This is a genomic window from Azonexus caeni (assembly GCF_048146105.1).
In the GTDB taxonomy this organism is placed as follows: Bacteria; Pseudomonadota; Gammaproteobacteria; order Burkholderiales; family Rhodocyclaceae; genus Azonexus; species Azonexus aromaticus_B.
In genome coordinates this window covers 13,751-28,329 of record NZ_JBKJAD010000036.1, presented here as the reverse complement: position 1 = coordinate 28,329, position 14,579 = coordinate 13,751, and the positions used below count along the sequence as shown (strand labels likewise).

Sequence of the window (14,579 nt, the reverse complement as noted above, 5' to 3'; positions counted from 1 at the left end):
AGCGAGGGCGGTAAAAGGTAGCCGGTCTGGCGGTCAACAGGATGGAAACGGCTCATCTCTCTGGCTCGGTTCGGTTGGCTCGCTGCCATTATCCCATCAGGAAAGAGTTAGTCCGACAGGCTGCTAGATTTGCCGGTTGAGAGGATCGGTGGCAGCGCCGTCGAATCTTGCCTACCATGGCGTCTCTTGAGGGAACCAGGATGTGCTCGGCACTGCCGCTCGACGCTATGGCCTATCCCCGCGTCAGCGGGGGAACCAGCAGCGGGCCCCAGGTGCGGAACTCCTCAACGGGCCTATCCCCGCGAACGCGGGGGAACCGCCGGAAGGTAGGCGGATTCCATTACGGCCTGGGGCCTATCCCCGCGAACGCGGGGGAACCAAACCATTCGATGACCTGGGTGCCGAAGCCGAGGGCCTATCCCCGCTCATGCGGGGGAACCACGGTGTTGAGGAGGTTTTCGTCGGCGCTGCCGGGCCTATCCCCGCGCATGCGGGGGAACCGGACTGACGGTCGGCGCGCCGGCGCCGGTGACGGGCCTATCCCCGCGCATGCGGGGGAACCTGATGTCGGCCGGGTGCCAGTCCTCTCGACTGGGGCCTATCCCCGCGCATGCGGGGGAACCGATGTGTTGCACGTATGTGTGTTGAACCCCATGGGCCTATCCCCGCGCATGCGGGGGAACCAAACAATAACGGAACCGCAGAAAACAGCACGAGGGCCTATCCCCGCGCATGCGGGGGAACCTTCATGGATCAGCTTGTCGGTGCCGTGCAGGGGGGCCTATCCCCGCGCATGCGGGGGAACCATGTATCCCTTACGGACAGCCAGGGCCATCACGGGCCTATCCCCGCGCATGCGGGGGAACCACTTCGGCTTGCACCTGCATCAGCTCCGATTCGGGCCTATCCCCGCGCATGCGGGGGAACCGGCTTGCCAATCGCCGCGACGTGGAATTTACGGGGCCTATCCCCGCGCATGCGGGGGAACCATTCCCCGCACGCGCGGCAGCGGCCCTGTCCAGGGCCTATCCCCGCGCATGCGGGGGAACCTCCGCCTCGCGCGGCGTCCGGTTACTTGCATCGGGCCTATCCCCGCGCATGCGGGGGAACCTTCACAACAGCCTTTCTCAACGTCCAGGCTCAGGGCCTATCCCCGCGCATGCGGGGGAACCGCCACGTCCCGGCGGTGGCGTTTGTGATGGCTGGGCCTATCCCCGCGCATGCGGGGGAACCATTCCACGGCGCGTAAAAATCCGGTTCGGACGGGGCCTATCCCCGCGCATGCGGGGGAACCGTATCGAGGATTTCTGCGCGGTTTTCGCGGACGGGCCTATCCCCGCGCATGCGGGGGAACCGGCTTCGCCAGTCCGGGGCAATGGCCGTCAATGGGCCTATCCCCGCGCATGCGGGGGAACCTTCACAACAGCCTTTCTCAACGTCCAGGCTCAGGGCCTATCCCCGCGCATGCGGGGGAACCGCCACCAGGGCAGCGGCATCGACGTAGTCATTGGGCCTATCCCCGCGCATGCGGGGGAACCCAATCGGGTAGTCGCTCATCTTGTTCTCCAACGGGCCTATCCCCGCGCATGCGGGGGAACCCCGGTGGGCTTCAACCGTTGCAGCAAAGCCTAGGGCCTATCCCCGCGCATGCGGGGGAACCTCTTCGAGCTCGTGCAGATCCTCGCGCTGCAGGGGCCTATCCCCGCGCATGCGGGGGAACCCCTTGCGTTAAAAGTGACAGGCACGCCGTCGTGGGCCTATCCCCGCGCATGCGGGGGAACCACCAACATGGCATAAACGCGCTTACCGGGCGTGGGCCTATCCCCGCGCATGCGGGGGAACCTTCTTGGCGCCCCACTCGCCGCCGTATAGCGCGGGCCTATCCCCGCGCATGCGGGGGAACCAGGTTACAACCCCCACGGATGCCCCCTTCCCGGGGCCTATCCCCGCGCATGCGGGGGAACCGAGAACGCTACACCAAGACTGGAAAGAGCCACGGGCCTATCCCCGCGCATGCGGGGGAACCCTCAAATCGAGTATTAAGAGTGTTGCAGGTGCGGGCCTATCCCCGCGCATGCGGGGGAACCAGCGATCGCCGCCTGCGGGAGCTGCTGACCGAGGGCCTATCCCCGCGCATGCGGGGGAACCTTCCCTGCAACGTGCAGGCGCTCACCCGTCGCGGGCCTATCCCCGCGCATGCGGGGGAACCCATGTTTTACCGCGACCAGCTCGCCGATATTTGGGCCTATCCCCGCGCATGCGGGGGAACCGCGTGCGCAGGTAATCGACGATGGCCTCGCGGGGGCCTATCCCCGCGCATGCGGGGGAACCCAGGCTTAAACGCCATTTTTCACCCCATTCACGGGCCTATCCCCGCGCATGCGGGGGAACCTTTATTATTTGGCCGATTGTGTGGGGGCAAAGGGGCCTATCCCCGCGCATGCGGGGGAACCTCATTCTGGCCACGCTTGGCCTGACCGCTACAGGGCCTATCCCCGCGCATGCGGGGGAACCCCAGCAAAGCACGCCTTACAAGGCCAGTCCCGAGGGCCTATCCCCGCGCATGCGGGGGAACCCGGACATGCCACAGCGTGTAAAGGGTCTTACCGGGCCTATCCCCGCGCATGCGGGGGAACCGAGGTGTATCCCGTTCTTCTCGGCGGTCAGCCGGGCCTATCCCCGCGCATGCGGGGGAACCTCTTGTAGATAGCCCTATGATCTACAAAAGAAAACATCAAAAGTGATCCGAATTTTTAAAGAGCACTCTACAACACCCGTTTAACGAGCCAAAGGCCATCTACCTCTACGAGTTCTCTTGGTGGCTCGCCCAAAGTCTTGATGCCAACCCCACCCGTTTCATTCATGTCCCGCCAGACCATTACGACACTTCCTTGAGGCTCAGCCGAAAACCAGCCTTCCAAGGTCTCCCAGGCTCTCGACCTCACGCCAGGATTCATTCGGGGCGAGATGTAGACCGTCGGCGCAATTTCCAACATGACCGATGCCAGAAACCCACGAAACCGATAAGGCACATCACGCGTCACTATCACTACCAGCGCCATCGCTTTCCTCCGTCCGCAATACCTGTTTGATCTTGTCGATCATGCTGGCAATGACATCCTGCTTCCGAAACACCGTAGACGCCTCGCGTCTGACCAGGCGGTCGATGCTGGTTTGGTCCCCATTGATCGCTTTTTTTGCCACCGAAAAAGCAATTTGCAGCGTGACCGTGTCGCGAAACAGATCGGCAATATCCAGCACAAATGCCTGCCCGGAGTCCTCGTGGATAAAGCCAAGCTGCGGAATTGCAGCCAGCGACTGAACGGCGATGGCAGCAGCCCCCTGAACGGCCGTAGCCGCATGATTGATCGCCTGATTCGGTATGTCCGTGGCCTCTGGATTATTTCTGTCGTAATGCCGCCCATCCCAGGGAATACCGTATTTATCCGCCATCAAACGATAAATCGCCTTGACCCGTGCGCCCTCGATGCCGCGCAGCGTATCCAGATCACGGTGCGGCAAAATCTCGCCCAAGCGCAAGGCATACATGTGCCGTGCAACGCTGACGCGGCGACGTGGGTTCCCCCATAGCTCGGCCTGACGACGAGCCACGTCCGAACGATCCGGCAGCAGTGGCGGCGCCGTGTAAGTGCGAACCCCATCCTGCCCGACAGCCGCCATCAGGGTTCCGTGTCTTGCCAGCAGGCGCAGAGCGTCATGCGTCACGCTACTGCCCGGCCCGAGCAGGATCATCGAAACCGCCTGATGGGGCACCTGCAAGACATAGGGCTTCAACGATTCCTTGCCTGCCATGAAATGCAGGCAACCATCAATCACGCATAGTTCACCGCGTTCCAGCCAGATCAGCCCATGGCGATCCGCATGGGGAACGCGGGCCGTTTCCAGCCCAAGTCGCCCTTTCAGCATGCGCTGGCCGGCCTGAGCAACAACATGCCAAAACCGAACGCGCGATGTCGCCCCACCCCTCTGGCTAACAGACGGTTAAATGCCTCTGGATCACCGACCAGCAACTGCCCCTTGAAAACGACATCCGGCCCGCTAATGCTGGCAGTTTTTCGTTTGCCGTTTTCACCGTTCCCTGCTTTGCGCAATACACGCGTGAGCTTGAACGATTCCATCCGGGCATCGACAACTTCGGCCGCACCATCGATAGCCAGTTGCTTGACCAGCCAGTCCGTATAAACCGCTGTTCGCTCAGCCAAGCTTCCAATTTTTGCGTCTTTTTCGCGGTCGACCGCAGGATTTATAGCGTGCAGGAAGGCATCGCGCTCCCCTCCTTCCTTACTACGCACCACCGGACGAACCCTTAACTCAAAGCCCAACCGTTGCCCCGTTTTCCAAGCAGTGGGGAATGGGCGCGCATCCAGCGCATCAAGCCCCAAGGCACGGGCCACATCAGGAGTTGCCAGCGCGGCGTTCAAACGCAAGCTTTCCAAGTCGGCAGAGGTGTAAGCCAGCAAGCCCTGCCGCCCTCCCAGATAATGGAAAGGCTTCGGTGCCAGATCGCCGAAAGCGGAACAAAGCAGGGCGTGCAGCGCATAGCCGAAATCACCATCCGGTGACAGCAAACCATGACGCGTGGCCCACGGTGCCAGGGCTGCCGGGTCCGGTTGCAAACGCAATAACTGAAAAGTCATGTTGCCCCCCCCGGCGCATCAAATACCCCTTCCCGTACGGGCCGCCACCCACCGTGAACACCGCTGGACCAATTGCGCTCATCGCACAAATCCAGAACGCGATCACCAGCCAGAACGCCCTCGCCATCCGGCCATTGCAAGCGCAAACGGATGGGGCTCTCGGGAAATGGAACGGCTTTCAGGGCTTCAAGGATGTTCGTTGCATCCTGCCAACCGGCAAATACTCGCCGACTGGGCAAACAGCTCTTCCGCCCGATGAACAAGGGGCGCGCCGGTCGATCAAGTGCTTGCGCTAGATCATCCAGCGTTGGAGTCTCTGCCGCTGGCTCAAGACGTAGTGCGACAAGAACGTTCAGGCTGGCGTGGTAATCACGGTAACGAAGATGTGGGGAGGAATAGGCGTCTGGCCCGCCCCGCCGTCCCTCGGGTGTTCCCCATGTAGTCCACCCCAAATCGTCTTTGCCTAGCTGCGCGGTCTGGAAATCGGTTAACCGCTGAACATCACTGTCCAATCTTGCTCCAATTAACAAACGTGATTGGAGACGTTCATGCAACCCGCTCTCCTCCCGTCTATACCCCAACGCATTTGCCAGCAGGCCGGTCACCATGGAAAGCGCAGGAAAATCCCGTATTACGCCAAATTTGTCGATGGTTTCCCCACCGAAGGCGATCAACGGAGCTTCCAGGCGCATCAAAAGATGGCGTGGCATGTCAGCAAGCCCCTTGCTCGATAATTCCCTTCGCCCAATCGGCCAATTGGGTCAGGTTCAGGCGCTCGGCGCCCGGCACACTGACGGGATCAACAGACAGAAAACGACGAGCCAGCGGTGCGCCGTAGGCATCATCCATGGCGGCAATTTCCGCAGTCAGCTTGGCCACCGCCCGTTGTCGAATGGGCGCGCTGTTGTCGTCCAGAGACAAGGCGTTGTGAAAAGCTGCGGCCAAGCTGCGCGGTTGCCAATCGCCTGCTTCCACCAGCATGAACTTCGCCCAGTCGAAGGGTGCTGTCGAGCCGCGTTTGGCGCCTGGGCTGACCGTGGCGATAAGGTGCAACAGATGTTGCACAACCCGGGCAGCCAAGGCTCGCTGTTCTGGAGATGCGCCATCTGCAAAGCACTTCTTGAAATCCGCACCTTCCAGGTTCTGCACCAGTTGCGGCACATCCACGACCACGTAACCGTAATAAAGCCCTGAGGCGAGTTCGGTATCGAAAATACCGGCGGAACCCAACTCGCCAGCATCCTGAAGAAGGTCATCCACCACCGTGAAGTAATCGTTTTCGACCTGAGCCTGATGCACCGTGAAGGCATGGGCAACGTAGACGGCTGCGTCACGGCTCGTCAGCAAATCAGAGGTCACCATGCGGCCAAACAAGGCTGACTCCAGCCCGCTGCCGTGCTTCAAGGCTTCAATGTTTTTCTTTTCGTCTTTGCCTTTGAGCCATTCGCTAATCGCCGTTTTCAACGCTTTTTCATCGGCATTTCCCTCCGTCAGTTCCGTACAGCGATTCACCAGGTAGTCAATTTCCGGCTTGCCAAGCAATACCGCCTGTCCGGTTTTCAAAGCGTCCTCTCCCTTCTTGTCCTTGCCTCCTTTATCAAGCAAGCCAGCATCCCGCAAAGCTTCAGCAGCGGCCTGCGCCAGTGGTGCAGTCAGGCCATTTTCCTGCAAATACTTGGCGATCAACTCCAATGTGCCTCGTGACCGTATGCCCATAGGCACATCGAGATTCGCCAAGGCAAAGGCATCTTCGGTCACGCGCCAATGACGTTTCAAACATTGCGAGGAAATCCGGGTACGAACCGCGTCCCCCAAGGGAAGGCGCTTGGCGAGACCGGCATCGTCACGGTTCAGCAGCGCGGCCGGGTAAGTGTGCAGGGTGTGAATTTGAATAAAGCGCGGGATTTGCATGATCAGGCTCCAATAAGTGAATTAGTGCTTCGGTTTCTTGGCTTCGGCAGAAAAGTAACTGCCAGCAATTCGTAGTCGCGTAGCTTCGGCGGCCTCTTCATCGCGCCCCTGATGAAGGACCAGATCGCCCAGATCAAACCAGTTCGGAGCCTTGCCTTTGCTTGCAAGCAGGCGAAGCAGGCGGGGAAGAAGCTGGCGGAAGGCATCGCCTCGGGCGGTCAGCAGCTTGGTGACACGCGATTCGGAAACATCTGCATCGCTGAGTTGTTTACCCAGCCTCTGGCTTGCATCGTGGCCTGCCAACGCCATGCCATGCGCAATCGTTCCCCAGCGTTGCCAGGTCTCCGGTTGCCAGGTTTCGGGTGAAAAACCGGCGTACACCAAAGCCCGCGAAAGCGCCGCAATCTGATGGGGACGCAACTCCGCGTCCGGATCAAGTCGGGCCAGCGCCGCCCGCTCGCCGTTATCCAGGCCATGCGCATCGCCTTTGAAACGTGCAGCCTGGGTAATGATATGGGCGAGTTTCGCAAGCGGACTTTCCTGCCTCGGGGCAGCACTCGCCTCGGGCAAAGGCAGTTCCGATGAATCGGCATCATGGATGCTCATAGGGCAAGCTCCTTGTTGGTAGATTGTTGGCGGTAGTACTCGGCAAGTACCGGTAGGGTCTTCGTGCTGCGCAAACCGGCATGGAAACGGGACAGCGCAGCCGCTTGGGCGCGATAGCGTTGCTCGCCGCACTGCGGGCCTGCGGAAAAGGCATTTTTCAGAATGGTTTCAGCGGAAGAAGCCATGGAGAGCAACCAGTTCAAATGCTCGGTGTCTGGTTGGTCTGACTCAAGCTCTGCATTCAGCACATCAAAGAATCGGACGTCTTCGACCTCTTCGAATTTATCCGCCCAGAGTCCGGCACAATCCTTGGTGTTTTTGGAAAACTCCTGATCTGCGCCTCGGTTAAATAAGGTCGCAAGAGCAACCCAAAGGACTTGGCGTATTTCACCGATGGCATAAACATGCTCGCCTGCTATTTTTGCCAGGAGGTCTGTCTGCTTTGAACAGATCAGCTTACGAACAGTTCTTGAAATCGGTATGCGGCGTTCGTGATACCCCTCAGTAACACTTTTGTTCCCGGTGGGCCCTCCACGAGATACTGCCTGCAACAATGCAACAATTCCCGTATCACCATCTGACTCCTTCAGGCTCATTGCCGACGGCTGCTTGTATTCGCCATTTCGATACTTGAGTCCAAATAGAAGTGCCGATGCTAGCTCGTATCCGAAACCACTTGATCTAACTCGTAAGGCCTCTCCGGAAGCGGCATCAATTGGAGTCCAAACGTCTCCCGTTCCTCCCCTGGGAGAGTGTTCCGCAATTCGAGCAACTTCACTGCCAGATACTTTTGCCGACAATCCGAATTCATTGTCAGTAATCAGTCGGACTTGCCTGCAAATCTCTATATAGAACGGATCAAGACTCGAAAAGGAAAGGGCGCTTTTGCCATCCCACGGCAATAACCAAAGTAGTTCATGGCCATCCTTTGCCTTTAACCCATACGTCTCAATTGCAACGGCCCGAGAATTCAATAAAGCTGATAAGTCCCGCTTCCAGCGTCTCCCAAAATAACCAGATGGAGACGCACCCATAGCAATGCGGCAACCGAAGCCTCCTGCCATTCTCGAAATACCCCAATTATTTTTGCCGCCGTAACCTTCTTGAGTCTGCAAACTAACCAAGGCCATCACCCAATCATCCACCCCCGCCCGCCGCATCCTTGACGCCTTCAGGTCGTGGTTCTTGGAGGTAACCAGCATGTCCAGCTCGTCTGCCGCCTCAATCCGGTTTTTCCAGCCGCCGACAGAGCCTCCCGGCACCGGCGCCTGCATGAAAGCCGGCCGGTCGTGTGGCGAAATCAGGCACCAGGCGGCGCCATCCGGATCGTCTGGCGTCAGACCCAACAAGGCCTCTTTCCAGGCTGACTCGGTATCGAATACCTCCTCTTGACCAGCCCGGTGCAAAGTCATCGCCGCAAGCTGAACCAGAAAGGCGTGCCATGGGTGGCGCTGGTGTGGGCGTAATGCGGGGAAGTCGCGTACTTCATCGTTTGCCAAGGCAACAAACAAAGCCGGCAGACTGAAAGACTTGGGCTGACCATCGGCAACCAGGCGAGTTCGGATCAATGGTTCATCCAGCAGGTTGTAGCGTAGTGTCACGGCGTATCCTCCGGCGGTTTTCATTCATCCTTGAGGCGTTCGAGCCCCAAGCGGCTATAGCGAAAAGAAGCAGAACCCAAACGGAATGTAATGCAATCATCCTGACGGGATACATCGCTTGGCTCGGCATCGAGCGGCAAATCCTTTGGCAGCAGGTAATGCCGTATCGGCAGTTCCTTGAGCGGAAAGCCAAAGGGACCGATCACGCCGAAAAAGCGTGCCGCTCTGTCTTGCGCACCCAGACGCGTTGCGACTTGCACATCGTGAGGAAACTCGACTTCGCCAAAGTCCTGCTCGATGTCCAGCGAATGAAGATAGCCCAAGGCTTTCTGAGCCCCAGTGTCTCCCTCGATTTTCTGGGCCAGCCCTTGCCAAGCCTCCCCCAATTGCGTTTCCAGTGCGCGCAATTTGTCTGGGTGAGTTGCCGCCTCAACGAGATAGCGATTGTCCTCAGGAATCACAACCTCCGGCTTTTCGAGCAGCAGTTGTCGCGTGGCTTCAAGAATGCTCAGGTCGGCATACACCCCGCCACCGTTATGGAAACGGCCCAAGCCATGTTGTGGTCGGGCGAGCATGGGCGAGAGGTCGTTTCCTGGCGGCGTCAGCACAATGGCCTGGGCTTGGCGAAAGGCTTCCGGGCGCTCGTTTTCATGCCGGTGCAAACGCCCGAGCCGCTGCAACAGCACATCCATTGGGCACAAATCGGTGATGAGAAAATCTGCGTCAATGTCCAGGCTTTGTTCCAGCGTCTGGGTACCGACAACGATCAAGGGGCCTGCCGGCCGAGCTTTCCCTAGCTGCTGCTCGATGGCTGCATCAATTTCCGGTCTATCCTGACGACTGAAACGGCTGTGATGCAGCGTTCTCACGCCTTTGACGCTGAACAGCCATGCCAGATCGGGAACTTGCTTCTCCAGTGCATTCAGCGTGGCTACAGCTGCCGGGACCGTGTTGCGGATAATCAGCACCTTGGCGCCTTGCGCTGCTGCTTCAATGGCCAATTGCGCGATTTTCTCAGGGGCTGCGATGCAGTCGCGGGTGCTCCAACTCACTCGCTTTGAGCGCCCTGTTCCGGGTGTAGCCCGAATACCATGGCAATCCGAAATTGCCGGATACGGCACGGCACAAGCCTGCTCGAACGGCATGTTCCGGATCAAACCGGACTGCCCGGTGGGTGCCAAGGCCAAATAGCGACTACGCGCACTCGAACCCAGCGTGGCCGACAACAGCAAAGCATGCCCACCACAACCCAGATGCGCTTTCAGCAAACGCTCCAGCAGCACCGTCATGTAGGCATCGGAAGCGTGAACCTCATCCACGACCAGCAGGCTGCGGGCCAGCGTTGCATGGCGTAGATGCGCATGACGAACTTGCAGGGCGCCCAATAGCGCCTGGTCAATGGTGCCAACTGCGACCGGCGCGGCTAGGAAACGCTTGGAGTTTTCCGCGGCCCAGCGTTGGTGCGCCTTCTGATCGTCGGGCGAGTCGTTCCAGAAAACCTCGAAATTCGCCATGGCCTTGATCTCTTCGCCATCGGCGGCGACGTAGCCCGGTAGCGCACGCAAAGCAAGGGGCGGATTCTCCGGCCACAAGCGTTTCAGGGTGTCCTGCACCCGTTGATAAAGCTGGGTCGCCGCTACCCGTGTAGGCAAGGCGAAGTAGAGGCTATCCACCAAGCCGGAGCGGAAAAGATGAACATAACGCCACAGTGCCGCTTCGGTTTTTCCACTGCCGGTTTCTGATTCGAGGATGACCAAAGGCCCGAGGGAATCATCACTCATGGCCACCTGAACGGGACGAGGATCGAAACCGCCGAAGACATCGGCAAAGCTTGGCGCTAAGGCAACGAGCTTGGCGCGCCAATTGTCGCTATCCAGCCCCAGGCTGGTTATGGCCTTGTCTGCCATGGACGGCGCGGTTTCTGCGCGACTCTCGCCTGGTTCGGAAAACCGGAAAAACCGTGTATCCGATCCCAGCCAGTCGGCCAACTGAACCAGTCCAGCAAACAGATGCCCGAAACTTGGCGCGCCCGGCAATGCCTCTCCATCACTATCAAAAGCGCTTGGGTAAAGCTCTGGCGCACGCCGCGCAATTTCTTTCAGTACAACAGCGGGGTCATATTTCCCTTCATGGGATTTCCAGATACTTGAACTGATCCCGGGGCTATCCTTGATCGGCCGTCCGTGATGGCTGATGCTCGCAGTCAACAATGAATCGACCGCATCACCCCAAGTACAGATTTTTTCGATCAAAGGCTCGACAGCCTCGGCAGATGTCGCGACTTGGAATAGTTTGATGGCCTCAACTCCATGCCCCGCCGTAATCTGCACAGGCCAACTTGGCGGAATTCTTGTTTTCCAGCGTTTAGCCTGAAAACCGCTATTTGCCTTACCGATGTCGTGCAGGAATGCCAGCACGGCAAGGCGGGCAATATCCTGTTCGGTCAGCTTTCTACCAGCACATCGTTCCAGGGCGCGTCGTATTGATCGACACTGGGCTAGCCGTGTAAAGCAGGCTGCCACATCGATCATGTGGTCAACAAGAAAATGCCAAGCAACAATTTGTCCATCGGTATCAAACGACAACTTTCCAAATGCCCGAAATTCATTCATTGACATGATTACCCACTTTCACGACAGCCACTAATCCAAAGCCTACCCGCCCCCAGTCTCACCATCTGCGACTCCCCGATACATCCCCCGCGTTTCCTCCAGCAGCCCGATCACCCGCTGGCGCAAAGCTTCGGGTTCGAGGACTTCGCAATCCGGGCCGTATTTGAGGATGTCCATGAGCAGTTCCGGGTCGGCGCTGTAGGGCAGGCGCAGTTCGTAGCGGCCGTCGGGGAGCAGTTGGCCTTGCTGTTGCGGGTGCCATTGTTCGCCGGCCACCCAGCGGGCGCGCATGGCGGAGAAGCGCAGGCGCGCCCAGCGCACGTCGCTGCCGGCGAAGATGCCGTAGCCGGCGGCGAGTTGGCGGTCGAGTTCGCTGTCGGCGATGTCCTGGGCCGGGGTGGCGAGCGCTTTTGCCTTTTCGATGGCGTCGACGGCGAAGCTGCGCAGCGCTTGCCGGGTGTGGCACCAGGCGTCGAGATACCAGTTGTCGCGGTAGTGGACGAGGCGTTGCGGGGAGACTTCGCGGCTCGTGGTAGCGGCGCTGGCCCGGGCGCGGTAGCGGATTTCCAGGCGGCGGCGGGCGAGCAGCGCGTCGGCGACGGTCTGGAAACTGGCGGCGTGGCATTGGCGCGGGGCGGCGGCGATGATGCGGATGCGCCGGGCGATTTCCTCGGCGGTGTGGCTGCCGGCGCCGAGCATGCCGAGCAGGCGCTGGCGCAGGGGTTGTAACTGGTCGCGCAGGATGCCGCTGGCGTCGATGTTTTCCAGCAGTTGCTGCATGCTGAGCAGGGCATGGATTTCGTCGGCAGTGAGCCAGACGCCGGGCAGTTCGGCGCTGCCAGGCGGGGCGAGCAGACGATAGGCGCCAAGCTCGCGGTCGAAGTCGACCGGCATGCCGAGGCGGTTACGGAGGAAGGCGATGTCGCGGAAGATGGTGGCGCGCGAGACTTCGAAGTGGGACATCAGTTCGCGCAGGCTGACGCTACGGCGGGCGCCGAGCATGCTGCGGATGTGTTGGTAGCGCTCGGTTTTCGCCAATTTTTCCCTTTCCCAACGATGATCAATTGGCGTCGATCGCAAGTGCCTCTCTGCCGCCAGACAAAAAAAGAGCCGGGCGCGAACCCGGCTGATTTCAATTCAGGCGAAGATTGGCCGCCCGGCGCTGGTGCGGGCACGCAGTTCGGCCAGCATGTCGCGTTCGCGCAGATCGGCGGCCCAGGCTGGGCGTAGCTGGTAGTGCGGCTGGTCGACGATGGTCTTCCAGCTGCCGCCCCATTCCAGGCCGAGATCCATGCCAAGGGCGCCGACCGCCTTGTATTTGGGGGAATCGGCCAGGTAGCGGGTACCTTCGAAGACGCCGATGTCGAAGGCGATGCCGAAGTTGTGGTTGGAGTAGCCGGCGCGGGCGTTGGTGACTTTCGGGCCGGGGGCGGTGCGGCCCTTGGCGTAAAGGGCGTCCTGTTCGGCGTAGCTGCGCAGGCCGCTGAGCACCTTGATGCTGATGCCGTGCAGGGCGGCTTTCTGGACCAGGGCGCGAGCCATTGGCTGGACTTCCGGGAGCAGCGTCAGGATGTTCTTTTCGCTACGCGGGTCGACCGGTGAGACGGCAACGCTGACCGCCGGAGCCGCCGCTTTCGGCTTGACGATGCGGGCGTGGATGGCGCCCCAGGTTTCCGGGCCGGCCTTGCCATCGACGCCGACGCCGAGTTCCTGCTGGACTTCCCGGATCATTTCTTCGATCTTCATTTTTCGCTCCTCCAGGGTTCAAAAGGGGTTTCCCCCGTTGTTCTTCAGAAACGATATAGCCGGATGTCATGATGCCATCTTGCTACCGGAAATTCCCGCCTTTTTTGCCGCCAGCGTATGGCTGCGGCCGCCGGAAGCGGGCTGCTATCATTGCGCCTTGTCGCGGGCCCGGCCCGCTTCCTTACCTGCAGAGTCCCGGACATGAACCCAGCCTCCCCGAGCCAGCCGACCCTGTTCGGCATCAAGAATTGCGACACGATGAAGAAGGCCATGCACTGGCTGAGCGAGAACGGCGTCGCCTACGAGTTCGTCGATTACAAGAAGGCCGGCGTCGCCGCCGCCAAGCTGCCGGACTGGGCGGCGCGCGCCGGCTGGCAGAAGCTGCTCAACACGCGCGGCCTGATGTGGAAGAAGTTGTCCGAGGCGGAGCGCAGCGATGTCGACGAAGCGAAGGCGTTGCAGTTGATGGCGCAGTATCCGGCGCTGATCAAGCGGCCGGTGCTCGATCTGGGCGGCGAACTGCTGGTCGGCTTCAGCCCGGAAAGCTATGCGGAGAAGCTGAAATGAGCGGCGGCAGCATTCGTCGCTTCCTGTTCGAGGGGCTGGATATCCGCGGTGCCGTGGTGCATCTGGACGAAGCCTGGCAGCAGATGCAACTGGGCCGCGATTACCAGCCGACGGTGGCGCAACTGCTCGGCGAGGTGGCGGCGGTGACGGCGCTGATCGCCGGCCAGTTGAAGCAGCCCGGGCGGCTGACGCTGCAGTTGCGCGGCAGCGGGCCGGTGCAACTGCTGGTGATGGATTGCAACGAGGCGCTGCAGATGCGCGGCATGGCGCGCAGCAACCCGGTGGTGCTGCCGGCGCCGGTGCCGGAATTGCTCGGCGCGCAGCAGGGCGGCCAGCTATTGATGAGCCTGGACCTGCCGACCGCGCGCCAGCCTTACCAGAGCTATGTGCCGCTGGTTGGCGAGAGCATCGCGGCGATTTTCGAACACTACCTGGAGCAATCGGAGCAGCAGCCGTCGCGGCTGTTCTGCACGGCGGCGCCACAGGCTGCGGCCTGCCTGTTCCTGCAGAAGATGCCGGAGGCGGACAAGCACGATGCCGACGGCTGGCAGCGCGTGACCCAACTGGCGTCGACGGTGAAGCCGGCGGAACTGCTGACGCTGGATGCCGAGACCCTGCTCGGCCGGCTCTTCCACGAGGAGATCGCCGCTGGCGGCGTGCGCGTCTATGATCCGCAGCCGGTGGTCTATCACTGCCCGGAAGATTGGGACAAGGTGCGCGACATGATCCGCGGCATTGGCCGCGCCGACGCCGAGACGATCCTTGCCGAACACGGCGAAATCCTCATCCGCGACGATATCTGCAACCGCGATTACCGTTTCACGGCAGCCGACGTGGCGGCGATCTTCGCTGCCAGCGAGGGGAAGGCGCTCAACTGA

The 14,579-nt window shown here is 60.5% G+C and carries 12 protein-coding genes and 1 CRISPR repeat array; of the genes, 2 read left to right on the top strand and 10 right to left on the bottom strand.

Annotation, left to right across the window (positions count from 1 at the left end; all coding sequences use genetic code 11):
• Positions 1-228 precede the first annotated feature (228 nt).
• Positions 229-2,698: direct repeats of the CRISPR family, unit length 29 nt; unit sequence GGGCCTATCCCCGCGCATGCGGGGGAACC.
• Between the two features lie 67 nt (positions 2,699-2,765).
• The 10 genes from cas2e to ACLIIZ_RS20405 form a co-directional block, all read right to left on the bottom strand.
• Complete coding sequence (gene cas2e, locus ACLIIZ_RS20450; RefSeq protein WP_416695445.1) at positions 2,766-2,996, bottom strand: type I-E CRISPR-associated endoribonuclease Cas2e; 231 nt, start codon at positions 2,994-2,996, stop codon at positions 2,766-2,768.
• 37 nt (positions 2,997-3,033) lie between these two features.
• Positions 3,034-3,927 carry a type I-E CRISPR-associated endonuclease Cas1e gene (cas1e, locus tag ACLIIZ_RS20445; RefSeq protein WP_416695441.1) on the bottom strand — a complete coding sequence of 298 codons (894 nt, stop codon included), beginning with the start codon at positions 3,925-3,927 and terminating at the stop codon, positions 3,034-3,036.
• A complete protein-coding gene (gene cas6e / locus ACLIIZ_RS20440) occupies positions 3,921-4,658 on the bottom strand; it encodes a type I-E CRISPR-associated protein Cas6/Cse3/CasE (RefSeq protein WP_416695439.1) in 738 nt (245 codons plus the stop codon). Before cas6e ends, cas1e begins: the two co-directional genes overlap by 7 nt.
• Complete coding sequence (gene cas5e / locus ACLIIZ_RS20435; protein WP_416695437.1) at positions 4,655-5,368, bottom strand: type I-E CRISPR-associated protein Cas5/CasD; 714 nt, start codon at positions 5,366-5,368, stop codon at positions 4,655-4,657. The genes cas6e and cas5e overlap by 4 nt, the downstream gene beginning before the upstream one ends.
• A gap of 1 nt (position 5,369) precedes the next feature.
• Complete coding sequence (gene cas7e, locus ACLIIZ_RS20430; RefSeq protein WP_416695435.1) at positions 5,370-6,569, bottom strand: type I-E CRISPR-associated protein Cas7/Cse4/CasC; 1,200 nt, start codon at positions 6,567-6,569, stop codon at positions 5,370-5,372.
• Between the two features lie 21 nt (positions 6,570-6,590).
• Positions 6,591-7,175 carry a type I-E CRISPR-associated protein Cse2/CasB gene (gene casB, locus ACLIIZ_RS20425; RefSeq protein WP_416695433.1) on the bottom strand — a complete coding sequence of 195 codons (585 nt, stop codon included), beginning with the start codon at positions 7,173-7,175 and terminating at the stop codon, positions 6,591-6,593.
• The gene (locus tag ACLIIZ_RS20420) at positions 7,172-8,800 is read right to left on the bottom strand and encodes a type I-E CRISPR-associated protein Cse1/CasA (RefSeq protein WP_416695431.1); all 1,629 of its coding nucleotides are present in this window, start codon (positions 8,798-8,800) and stop codon (positions 7,172-7,174) included. The genes casB and ACLIIZ_RS20420 overlap by 4 nt, the downstream gene beginning before the upstream one ends.
• On the bottom strand, positions 8,797-11,394 hold the full coding sequence (gene cas3 / locus ACLIIZ_RS20415; protein WP_416695429.1) for a CRISPR-associated helicase Cas3': 2,598 nt from the start codon (positions 11,392-11,394) through the stop codon (positions 8,797-8,799). Before cas3 ends, ACLIIZ_RS20420 begins: the two co-directional genes overlap by 4 nt.
• A 36-nt stretch (positions 11,395-11,430) precedes the next feature.
• The gene (locus ACLIIZ_RS20410; RefSeq protein ID WP_416695427.1) at positions 11,431-12,426 is read right to left on the bottom strand and encodes a helix-turn-helix transcriptional regulator; all 996 of its coding nucleotides are present in this window, start codon (positions 12,424-12,426) and stop codon (positions 11,431-11,433) included.
• 99 nt (positions 12,427-12,525) lie between these two features.
• Complete coding sequence (locus tag ACLIIZ_RS20405) at positions 12,526-13,134, bottom strand: M15 family metallopeptidase (protein WP_416695425.1); 609 nt, start codon at positions 13,132-13,134, stop codon at positions 12,526-12,528.
• Between the two features lie 201 nt (positions 13,135-13,335).
• On the opposite strand from ACLIIZ_RS20405, the gene ACLIIZ_RS20400 reads away from it, so the two are divergent.
• Together ACLIIZ_RS20400 and hslO are read left to right on the top strand one after the other, a co-directional pair.
• A complete protein-coding gene (locus ACLIIZ_RS20400) occupies positions 13,336-13,701 on the top strand; it encodes an arsenate reductase (protein ID WP_416695423.1) in 366 nt (121 codons plus the stop codon).
• The gene (gene hslO, locus ACLIIZ_RS20395) at positions 13,698-14,579 is read left to right on the top strand and encodes an Hsp33 family molecular chaperone HslO (RefSeq protein WP_416695421.1); all 882 of its coding nucleotides are present in this window, start codon (positions 13,698-13,700) and stop codon (positions 14,577-14,579) included. The genes ACLIIZ_RS20400 and hslO overlap by 4 nt, the downstream gene beginning before the upstream one ends.

What these genes read in the sequence shown, in the direction of transcription:
- cas2e (WP_416695445.1), bottom strand. Translation starts at nt 2,996, where the DNA reads ATGTTGGAAATTGCGCCGACGGTCTACATCTCGCCCCGAATGAATCCT.
- cas1e (WP_416695441.1), bottom strand. Translation starts at nt 3,927, where the DNA reads ATGCTGAAAGGGCGACTTGGGCTGGAAACGGCCCGCGTTCCCCATGCG.
- cas6e (WP_416695439.1), bottom strand. Translation starts at nt 4,658, where the DNA reads ATGACTTTTCAGTTATTGCGTTTGCAACCGGACCCGGCAGCCCTGGCA.
- cas5e (WP_416695437.1), bottom strand. Translation starts at nt 5,368, where the DNA reads ATGCCACGCCATCTTTTGATGCGCCTGGAAGCTCCGTTGATCGCCTTC.
- cas7e (WP_416695435.1), bottom strand. Translation starts at nt 6,569, where the DNA reads ATGCAAATCCCGCGCTTTATTCAAATTCACACCCTGCACACTTACCCG.
- casB (WP_416695433.1), bottom strand. Translation starts at nt 7,175, where the DNA reads ATGAGCATCCATGATGCCGATTCATCGGAACTGCCTTTGCCCGAGGCG.
- ACLIIZ_RS20420 (WP_416695431.1), bottom strand. Translation starts at nt 8,800, where the DNA reads ATGAAAACCGCCGGAGGATACGCCGTGACACTACGCTACAACCTGCTG.
- cas3 (WP_416695429.1), bottom strand. Translation starts at nt 11,394, where the DNA reads ATGTCAATGAATGAATTTCGGGCATTTGGAAAGTTGTCGTTTGATACC.
- ACLIIZ_RS20405 (WP_416695425.1), bottom strand. Translation starts at nt 13,134, where the DNA reads ATGAAGATCGAAGAAATGATCCGGGAAGTCCAGCAGGAACTCGGCGTC.
- ACLIIZ_RS20400 (WP_416695423.1), top strand. Translation starts at nt 13,336, where the DNA reads ATGAACCCAGCCTCCCCGAGCCAGCCGACCCTGTTCGGCATCAAGAAT.
- hslO (WP_416695421.1), top strand. Translation starts at nt 13,698, where the DNA reads ATGAGCGGCGGCAGCATTCGTCGCTTCCTGTTCGAGGGGCTGGATATC.